Source organism: Streptomyces sp. NPDC006174, assembly GCF_040614075.1.
Lineage (GTDB): Bacteria > Actinomycetota > Actinomycetes > Streptomycetales > Streptomycetaceae > Streptomyces.
This window is the reverse complement of sequence record NZ_JBEXTJ010000025.1, coordinates 1-8,643: the sequence shown is the minus strand read 5'-3', so window position 1 is coordinate 8,643 and position 8,643 is coordinate 1. Positions and strand designations below refer to the sequence as shown.

Below are 8,643 nucleotides of genomic sequence, written 5' to 3'. Positions count from 1 at the left end.
GGGCGGCGGCGTCGAGCTGGAGAGCAGCTCGCCCACGATCCGGTCCAGGTCCTCATCCGTGAGCACGGGCGCCGCCTCCAGCGCGGCCAGCGACTCGACCGCGCCCCACACCGGCAGCTCCCACGTCGGCTGTGACGCGGGCGTGACGGGCACTGTCACGCTGGTCAGAGCACGTGCCGTCCCGTCTCCCTGACGGGCCGCCTCCAGCTCCGACCAGGCCCCAGCGAGGTTTCCGGCGGTCCGGGCCTGGACCCGTGCGACGCGTGCCCCGGCCTCCGTCACAGCCGTGAGTCGGGTCTCCTCGGTGCCCGCCTCGGCCCGGAGTTGGGCGCGGGCCACGGCCGCCCTGTCGCGGGCGTCCTGCTGGATGTCCCGGATCGAGTTGAGCGCGTTGGGGGTGAGCGCGGTCCGCTCCCACAGCCCGTGGACGAGCCAGAGCGCCTTGGCCGCGAGCGGCAGCCAGGCGACCGCCAGCCAGGCCCCGGGCGACTCCTCGCCCAGCGCGTGGGCGACGAGCACGCCGGTTGCCACGGCGCCGAATCCCCAGCCGACCACGGTCACCGGAGTGGAGTGGTCGCCCTGTGCGGCCAGTCGGCGCTCGTACGCGAGGGTGGCCAGCCAGCCGCCGTCCAGGCCGAGCCCGACGACCAGGGCGACGCCCCACGGCATTGAGTCACCGAGCCACATCACGACGACGATCACCGTCAGGACCATGGAGACCGCCGTCATGGCGACGGCCGGGAGCACGGTCGCAAGCTGCTTCTTGTTCATGGTCACTTGCCCTTCCGGCGGAGCGCGATGGTGAGGCCGATCCCGACGGGAGCGGCGGCGGCGACGGCCTGGGCCGTCTCGGCGGCGAGCTGCACCAGGAGGAGCAGCAGCCCGGCGAGCGAGAGCAGCCCGACGCTCGCGGCGAATGCGGCGAGGCCCGTGATCAGGGCGCGGTCCACGGTGTCCTGGCTCATGCCGACGCCTCCTGGGCCGGGGCGGGGAGGAGAGCGCCGTCCGAGTCGATGACCAGCCCGTCAGAGATCAGCGCCTTGACCGCCTTGGAGACGCCCGGCGCCTTGACCCCGGTCGCGTCGGTGATCCCCTTGCGGGTGATCGGCCCGTGCTCCTGGATCGCGTTGAAGACCCGGTCCCGGTTGGTCGCCTTCGGCGCGGCCGGGACAGCCGCGGATTCCGCCGGCTCTTTCGCCGCGTCCTTCACCAGCTGGAGGCGCGGCCCGTCCGGGGCCGGGACCTCGGGCAGTGCGGCCGGACTGACCCACGGGTCCGCCTTGGGCAGGCCCTTGATCGTGCCGTCCGTGACGTGCCACAGCCGCACGGGGTCGGTACCCCGCGTCTGGAACTGGAGCAGCGCCCGGCCGGGCACACCGTCGAGCCGGGAGGGCAGCCAACCTGTCTGCTGCGCGGTCTCCCCGAAGATCGCCCGCTCCGCCTCACCCGCGTTGACCGTGAGCGACAGGAAGGCGCTCATGTTCTCCTTCACCGCCGCCGGGACGCCGACCGCCTTCGTCGGGAACTGCGTCGCCCAAATGAACTGGAAGCCGACCGACCGCGCTTCGGCCCACAGCTCCTCCAGCAGGTCCAACGCGTCCTTGTAGCGCTTGTCCTTGGACATCCGGACCAGGGCCGCGCCCTCGTCGATGACGACCAGCAGGAACCGGTTCTCCGGCCGCCCGTCCGGCGTCCACACCGACCCGGTAGCCATGCCCTGCCGCCGGTGCATCTCCCAGGTCAGCTCACGGATCGTCGCGTAGATCCGGGCCAACCGCTCCTCGCGGTCGGTCTCCTGGCCCACGGTCCGCAGGCAGTGCTGCCAGCCGATCGCCTCCTGACGCTTCGGGTCGATGACCACGCCCGTCCAGTCCGGCGACAGGACCGCCCGCATCATCAGCGGCCGCCACGACACCGACTTGCCCATGCCCGTACGACCGGCCAACAGGATGTGCGTCCCCGGCCGCAGCGGCAGGTCTACAAGTTCGCCGGTCACCTCGTCCACACCGATGCCGGTGTGCTCCGGCGTCCAGATCATCGAGACGCCGTCCGCCGCCGACCGCGTCCGGATCACGATCTGTGCCCGGTCGCCGTGCGTGCCACGGCTGATCTGCATGCGCGTCTCGGTCTTCATCCCGAGCAGCGCGCGGATGCCCTCGGTCTCGGCCCCGAACTTCGGCGCGGTCCATTTGTCGTCCAGCCGGACGCCGCAGACGATCCCGGCCGGGGTCATCTCCGGGTGCTCGGTGAGCGTGCCCGACAGGCCACGGTCGTGGGCGTGCTGGACCCAGTACGACGGGTCAAGGCGCTCCAGGAGGCGGCGCTCCTCGGCCGAGACGCCGTCCTCCACCGTGACCGAGACGCCACGGCGACCGAGCCACAGGGCGCCCGCGTTGGCGGCCACGACCGCGATGGAGAGCGAGGCGGGCCAGGTCGCCCAGTCCGCCGGAGTTGAGAGCGCCCACGACGCGACCCCGGCCGGGACCAGGTGGGCGACGTGCGCCCGGGTCGCCGTCGCGGTGAGCGTGGCCGGGTAGTCCGCCTTGGCCGTCTTCAGCGCGGCGCGGGCCGAGTGCCGCGACGCGGTCGCCGCCCGGTCCGCCGTCGCAGCAGCACGACGGGCAGTCGAGAAGGGGTTCTTGGACGACGACCGCGCGGCCGACCGCTGGCTCTTCGCGGTCGCGGCCGTCGAGCGGGCCGACGTGTGCGCCGACTGGGCCTTCATCAGGGCCTTGAGGTGCTCCGGCGTGCGGAGCTGCATCCGGCGGTCCGCCTCAGCGTCCCAGCGCGCGGCGAGCGGCGCGGCGAGCGGCGAGAGGGCATCGAGCGTGTTCGTACCGCGTAACCGGGCGGCGGCCGTCACGGTCTTGACCGGCGCGAGCTTGGCTGACGCGGTGTCACGCAGCGCCCGGAGTCGGGCAGACTTCTCCTGCATTTCGGTTCCTTCGTGGTTGGGGGTTCCGGGGTGTTCCAGGCGTCGGGTCGTTGCTGCGGCCCGGCGCCGTCTTGCGTCAGATGCGGGTCTGGCCCGCGTCGCCCTCACGGGGCGGTAGCCGGTCGGCGGCCGCGATGGACGCGTAGCCCGTCAGCAGCTCCGAGGCGGTGAGGCCGAAGAGTCCGGCCACGGGAGCCAGGTCGTTGACCCGCCACCCGCTGTTGCCCAGCAGCCGCTGGGAGAGCGAGCCGCGAGTGATCCCCAGCGCGTTCGCCACGTCGAGCTGCCGGCGGCCGGTGCGGGTCATCAGGAGCTTGATCGTCTCGTTCAGCGTGACTTCCAACGGAGTCTCCGTCCCTTCAGGCATGCGATTACGTTCCCATCTCGCTTATGGCATTGCCATCGCTGGAGCGATGATTACATAGCCAACCCTATTCGGTCAACGCCATAATCCTGGGGGCGGGTCCACGTGTCCGGTAACTCCCGGTTGCTCCCTCCAGTTGCGCCCAGTTGCCAAGTTGCCCCCGCAACCGGTCCTGACCTGCGGGTTTCCATGGCAACCCGATCCGGGGGAGGGGGGCCCTACGCGTGCGCGCGCGAGGCGGGCCCAAAATCCGGCACCGGATCAGCCGTACCCGCGCACCCGGAGACGGGCCGTCAGGACATCCGCCGCGAGGTCCGCCGGGACGTCCAGGAGGAAGTTCTCCGCCGCCCACCGCTGGACGTCCGCCGGAGCCACCCGGACCGGTCCGCCAGCCGCCCGCCGGACCGCGAGCGTGATCGCCCAGTCCGCCGCCACGACCACCCGCCGCCCCTGGTGCTCGGCGTCCCGCCGGACCGCCGCCCTCTCTCGTCTCCCCCGCCACCGGATCATGCATCGACCCTAGGCAGCCGCCTGCAGCCCTGTCCGGCGATCCGGCGGACCGAGAGCCGCACGGACCGCTGAGCGGCCGTCAGCGGGCCGCACAGGGACGCCTAGGGCCCGTAATCCTCCGTGGCCTACCCCCGGGCGGCTGCGGCGAGCGTGGGGCGGTGAAAGACGGCAGGCGGCGAGAGGGGTGGGGTCGCGGGGCGTCTCGCCGCCGTCTGCCGGGCGATCACGGGGTCGGGCGCCGTACCGCCGCCGTCACGGATGACAGGCGCGTACGCGGTCCGCCAGCACCGGAGATGGGCGGGCGGGGGGCACCTGCTGCCGCGCTTCTGGCGCGGGCCGGTGTGGTCGCGTACCGCTTCGGGTCCTGTCTCGTCGTGGCCGAGGCATCGGACGACCAAGGGGACCGGTCCGACCCGTCCCGTACGCGCGGCCCGGCCCGCCGGCCAAAGTGCGCGGCAGGCGGACCTACTCCTCCGGCGGGTCGAACAGGGTCGGCTCCGGCCGCCGAACTCCGGGCGCCGGAGGCAGCAGCGGCCGACGCCCGCTCAGCGTCCCCGGCCGCACCACCCGACCCGCACCCCGGACCCGCGTTTCTCCGTCCGGAGAATCGACAGGGGCCCGCCGCGTTTCTGCGGACGGAGAAACGGAGCCCACGGCGGCCACCGCCTCATCCCTGATCCGCTGATCCCGCCGGATCTTGTACGCCCGGTCCCGGCACAGCCGCGAGCAGTAGTCCCGACTCCGCCCGACCCCGGACTGAGCGATCCGCCCGCCGCAGCACTGGCACAGCTTGTTGCCCTCGGCGTCCCTCGGTGTCTCCCGCTTCATGCCGCCGACCGTACCGAGCCAGGCCCCGTGCAAATGCTGCGCGGCCGCCGCTGACGAAAGTGCCGGCGCTTCACCGCGGATCGAGCCCGGCCGCCGTCGCCGCGTACGTCATCGACGCCCGCCGTACGTCACCGAGATGACGTACGCCGACGAGCACCAGGAGCACGACCACCCGCCGCCGACTCGAACGGAATCGCCACACCCTTGCATCACGATCCGTTGGGCCCGATCGAGCACGAGCACCAGGAGCACGGGCACGACCAGGAGCACGCCGCCGTGACACCTCTTGCAACTCCAGCCGCACGGCCAGAACGGTCACAGCTCTTGCATTACGGCCCGCAGTACAAAGCACGGCACAGAACACACCGAGGCATTCCTGATCTGTCGGCCTCGCGCCGCGTCACAAGACATGCCGCGTCGGAGCAAGTTGTGCGCGAGTGGAACACTCCGCGCGGAAGATCAAACAGGGGGGAAGCACGAAGGGGGTTCCCCTGTCTGGGGAACCCCATCGGGGCAGTAACCAGCGACAGCGAGTTGTGGCTCACTGGGCCCAGTTCGCTGCTGCTGTCACCCGTGGATCGGGGCAGCCAGATAGTGCGAACTGGGCCCAGTTTCGCGGCCGGGGCCGTTCCGCCGGCCGAAGTGCGCGGCAGGCGGAACGCGGTTGGAATCGACCGCGCGGGCCAGTTCCAACCGCGTTCCAACGTCAGCTCGCGTCGGTCTTCCAGACCAGCCGCTTGCGGTCGCCCCGAGCCTGATTGAGGTCCGTCGCTTCCTGTTCGCGGCGCTCCGCCCGCGCGTGCTCGGACTCACCCGAGCTGGCCGAAGCGTTCTCCGCCGCCGCCTTCCACTTGGCTTCGTCGTCCTCGTGTGAGAGCTCCCAGACGCCCTTGGTGTCGATGCCTACGAGGTCGAGGAGCGCGCGCACCGCCAGCTCTGGTGACTCGTCCCGGCGGACCGCCTCGCGCGCCGCCTCGCCCACCTCCACGATCACCCGCTTACGCCCGATCTCCAGTTGAGTCCGGGCCGACAGGTGGATGCGGCGATCGAGCGCGGTCCCGGCGTCTTCGGCGTCGACGGCCTGGCGGTCGGCCGCGTTCTGGTCGTCATCGGTGTCGATGCCGTACGCGCGCTTGAGGCCCTCGGACCACGCCATGTTCTGGCCGCCCTTGGTCGTGAGTTCGTACTCGGCCCAGAGCGCGAGCAGCTGCTCGATGGAGCCCCAGCCGGGCAGTTCGTCCGCGACCTGTCCGCCGCGCAGAGCGGCGAGGCGGAACAGGATGTCCATCGCCTTCATGTTGGCGCCGCGCGCCTGCTTCACGTGGGACATGGCCAGCTCCTTGCCGACCGACCAGTCCGACGTCACGTCGGTGCCCTGCACCTTGCTGATGTACTTCCCGATCTTCGCCGCGTCCTTGACCGTGTAGACCCGCTTGAAGTCCACGCCGTCCCGGGCGGACGGGCGGAAGTCCGGGTTCGCGGCGGTGACGCCGTCGATCCACGCCGCCTTCCACTCCTTCTCGAACAGGTCGAGGTCTTCGTCGTCCGGCGTGAAGTACCGCCGCACGGTCGGGTCCCACTTCTGGCGCGGCCCCTGCTCGCCCTTCTTGAGCTTCTTGGGCTTGGGCCGCTGCTCGCCGCCCAGGAGCACGGCGACGTGCAGGTGCGGGTGCCAGCCGTTGATCTGGCCCACGGTCACCTCCAGCACGCGGATTGTGCCGACGACACCGAGCCGGTTCCGGAGGTTCCCTGGCTCGGACCGGGCCCACTTCCGGCCCTGCAGCAGGCCCTTCCACACCTGGCCGACCTGCACCCGGATCAGGTCTTCGAGGTCGTGGTTCGACCAGTGCCGGACCGTGAAGGTCACGAAGATCACCATGCCGCCGCGACGGACGTGCTCGGTGATCGCCTTGTCCGCGTCGGACGCGCGGACGCCACGGATCACCGCCTCGCACACCGGGCAGGCCCAGACGGACGCGCACCGGTTGAGGCCCTTGCGCCCGACCTGCTGGCCGTCCGGCGACACGGTCAGCGTGACGCCCGCGCTCTCGTCCCGAGCCGACCGGCGGCAACCCCGGACCGACTTGAGCTTGGAGTAGTCCCACTGGAAGTAGAGCCCGGAGTAGTTCCGGCGCTCCCGCTCCTTGCGCCGCTGCTCAGCCGCCGCAGCGGCCTCAGCGGCGAGTTCGGCAGGGGTCGCCGGGGCCGGGGCCGGGAAACTTTCTTCCCTTAGTACCAAGTGTGCAGCGCCGGAGCCCTGTTTCCGCAGCTCAGACCCCGTTTTTGGGGTGGTTTTGCCGTCACCCTTGAATGCCTGCTTTCGGCAGGTTTCAGAGCAAAAGAGCTGTCCGGGAGTCTTTCGGGTGAACTGTCGCTTACATGCCTTCCGGCGGCAGCGTCCACGCGCAGCGGCGGGCCGGACTACCGGGGTAGCGCCGTTCTCTCGTACGCTCGTCACTGAGCAAACGTCCTCACTCGGCTGTGATGAGCCGGTTCGGGGGCGGCGACCCTGGGCCTGCGAAACCCGGGGTCGCGCCATGTCTGGAGGCCCCTGCAAGGGCCTGGTGATGATCCTGGCACTGATGTGGCGGTTCATTGCCCCTGGTCCCCCGGCGCGCCTTGTGGCTGCTGGGACCTGACGGACCGAAGGGAGCCCCGCCGGATGATCCGGCGGGGCTTCCTGGTGGTCAGGACCAGTCGTCGGGCGGGCCCGGAACAGGGCCGGAGGGCGTGTTGACGATGCCTCGGCCGTCCCAGGCCGCGTCGGTCAGGTCGTCGTCGTTGCGGATCACAGGGTCACCACTCCGCCCGCGTCGCCGTCCGGCCTGGGCCGGACGCTGATCCGGAGCGTTCCGCCGGGCTGCGGCTCCATCGCGACCGCGTGCCAGGAGCCGTCCAGGCCGCCCAGGGCGTCGGCCGTGAACGCCTCGGCCGGGATGTCCATCGAGCCGCCGTGGTGCATCAGGATCGCGATCAGCATCGCGTGCGACATGTCCTCGGGTCGCTGGGGGAGTTTCATGCCTGCGCCTCCCAGCTGCCCAGTCGCCGGGAGACCTGGGCGCCGACGACGCTGACCCGGCCGGGGCCCGCGCTGGTGCTGCCGGGGGCCAGGGCCTCCGCCTCGTTGAGCAGGGCGGCGATCTGCTGTGCGATCTCGCGGCCTCGGTCCTCCTTCTCGCGGAGGGACTCGGTGCTTCCGGTGTGCATCACGGACTTCCTTTCGGTGAGGGCGGGCCGCCTTGGTGACGGCCCGCCAGGTGGTCAGAGCAGGTCTTCGGCGCACTTCCGGCAGTCGGCCGGGCACTCCTCCTCGGCCGGACCGAGGGCCCAGCGCACGGCGACCGTCGCGGCCGCCAGACCGAAGAAGACGACGGCCCAGATCTGGTCACGGACGACGAACTGGGCGACGACCTCGGCGGCCAGGAGGACCAGGGCCAGGGGCAGGAGCAGGTGGTCACGCATGTGGATCTCCTCGGATCAGACGGTTACGCCGACACCCACAGGATGACATAGCCATCTCTGCGATGGCAAGCCCATCATGCTGCCTGGTGTGCCATACGGGGCGAGCCCCCGCCCGGGTGGTCCGGGCGGGGGCGTCGATCAGGCCGCTGGTACGAGTCGGGCCGCGAGCTGGACGGCCGCCGCGAGGATCAGCCGTACCTCGGCGTCCGCCCCGGGGGGCAGTCCGCCGGCACTTCGTGCAGGCGGACTTGCGGGCGGGGGAGTGGGGACCGGCCGGGGCCGGAGAGCGACCGCCAGGGCGACGACCGCGACCAGGAGGCAGAGCACGTACGCGAGGGCGATCACGAGGTCACCGCCGTGGTGGTGAGCCGCTTCCAGGCGGCCCGGAGTCGGGTCTCCCCGGCGACGTGTCCGGCGGCTCGGAACCGGGTGGCCATCTCCCGGTACGAGGGCGGCGGCGTCGAGCTGGAGAGCAGCTCGCCCACGATCCGGTCCAGGTCCTCATCCGTGAGCACGGGCGCCGCCTCCAGCGCGGCCAGCGACT

At 71.5% G+C, this 8,643-nt stretch carries 9 protein-coding genes and 1 pseudogene; all 10 read right to left on the bottom strand.

Annotated elements, in window-relative coordinates:
* Positions 1-771 (bottom strand): protein spdB (locus ABZ267_RS33110; RefSeq protein WP_356899739.1); only part of this gene is annotated, 771 nt, incomplete at its 3' end.
* A gap of 2 nt (positions 772-773) precedes the next feature.
* Positions 774-965 (bottom strand): hypothetical protein, encoded by a 192-nt coding sequence (locus ABZ267_RS33105; protein ID WP_356363211.1) that lies wholly within the window; start codon positions 963-965, stop codon positions 774-776.
* Positions 962-2,935, bottom strand: coding sequence for an ATP-binding protein (locus tag ABZ267_RS33100; protein ID WP_356363214.1), 1,974 nt, complete (start codon positions 2,933-2,935; stop codon positions 962-964). The genes ABZ267_RS33105 and ABZ267_RS33100 overlap by 4 nt, the downstream gene beginning before the upstream one ends.
* A gap of 76 nt (positions 2,936-3,011) precedes the next feature.
* A complete protein-coding gene (locus tag ABZ267_RS33095) occupies positions 3,012-3,278 on the bottom strand; it encodes a helix-turn-helix domain-containing protein (RefSeq protein WP_356363216.1) in 267 nt (88 codons plus the stop codon).
* 282 nt (positions 3,279-3,560) lie between these two features.
* A complete protein-coding gene (locus ABZ267_RS33090) occupies positions 3,561-3,809 on the bottom strand; it encodes a hypothetical protein (RefSeq protein ID WP_356363219.1) in 249 nt (82 codons plus the stop codon).
* A gap of 1,534 nt (positions 3,810-5,343) precedes the next feature.
* Entirely contained in the window at positions 5,344-6,876 is a 1,533-nt protein-coding gene (locus ABZ267_RS33085) for a hypothetical protein (RefSeq protein ID WP_356363247.1), read from the bottom strand.
* Positions 6,877-7,425: 549 nt separating this feature from the next.
* Positions 7,426-7,656 (bottom strand): pRL2-19, encoded by a 231-nt coding sequence (locus tag ABZ267_RS33080; RefSeq protein ID WP_356363197.1) that lies wholly within the window; start codon positions 7,654-7,656, stop codon positions 7,426-7,428.
* A complete protein-coding gene (locus tag ABZ267_RS33075; RefSeq protein WP_356363200.1) occupies positions 7,653-7,844 on the bottom strand; it encodes a hypothetical protein in 192 nt (63 codons plus the stop codon). Before ABZ267_RS33075 ends, ABZ267_RS33080 begins: the two co-directional genes overlap by 4 nt.
* A gap of 54 nt (positions 7,845-7,898) precedes the next feature.
* Positions 7,899-8,099, bottom strand: a complete 201-nt coding sequence (locus tag ABZ267_RS33070) for a hypothetical protein (RefSeq protein WP_356363203.1) — start codon at positions 8,097-8,099, stop codon at positions 7,899-7,901.
* Positions 8,100-8,440: 341 nt separating this feature from the next.
* Positions 8,441-8,643: pseudogene (locus ABZ267_RS33065) on the bottom strand (hypothetical protein); the annotation flags it as partial.

What these genes read in the sequence shown, in the direction of transcription:
- ABZ267_RS33105 (WP_356363211.1), bottom strand. Translation starts at nt 965, where the DNA reads ATGAGCCAGGACACCGTGGACCGCGCCCTGATCACGGGCCTCGCCGCA.
- ABZ267_RS33100 (WP_356363214.1), bottom strand. Translation starts at nt 2,935, where the DNA reads ATGCAGGAGAAGTCTGCCCGACTCCGGGCGCTGCGTGACACCGCGTCA.
- ABZ267_RS33090 (WP_356363219.1), bottom strand. Translation starts at nt 3,809, where the DNA reads ATGATCCGGTGGCGGGGGAGACGAGAGAGGGCGGCGGTCCGGCGGGAC.
- ABZ267_RS33080 (WP_356363197.1), bottom strand. Translation starts at nt 7,656, where the DNA reads ATGAAACTCCCCCAGCGACCCGAGGACATGTCGCACGCGATGCTGATC.
- ABZ267_RS33075 (WP_356363200.1), bottom strand. Translation starts at nt 7,844, where the DNA reads ATGCACACCGGAAGCACCGAGTCCCTCCGCGAGAAGGAGGACCGAGGC.
- ABZ267_RS33070 (WP_356363203.1), bottom strand. Translation starts at nt 8,099, where the DNA reads ATGCGTGACCACCTGCTCCTGCCCCTGGCCCTGGTCCTCCTGGCCGCC.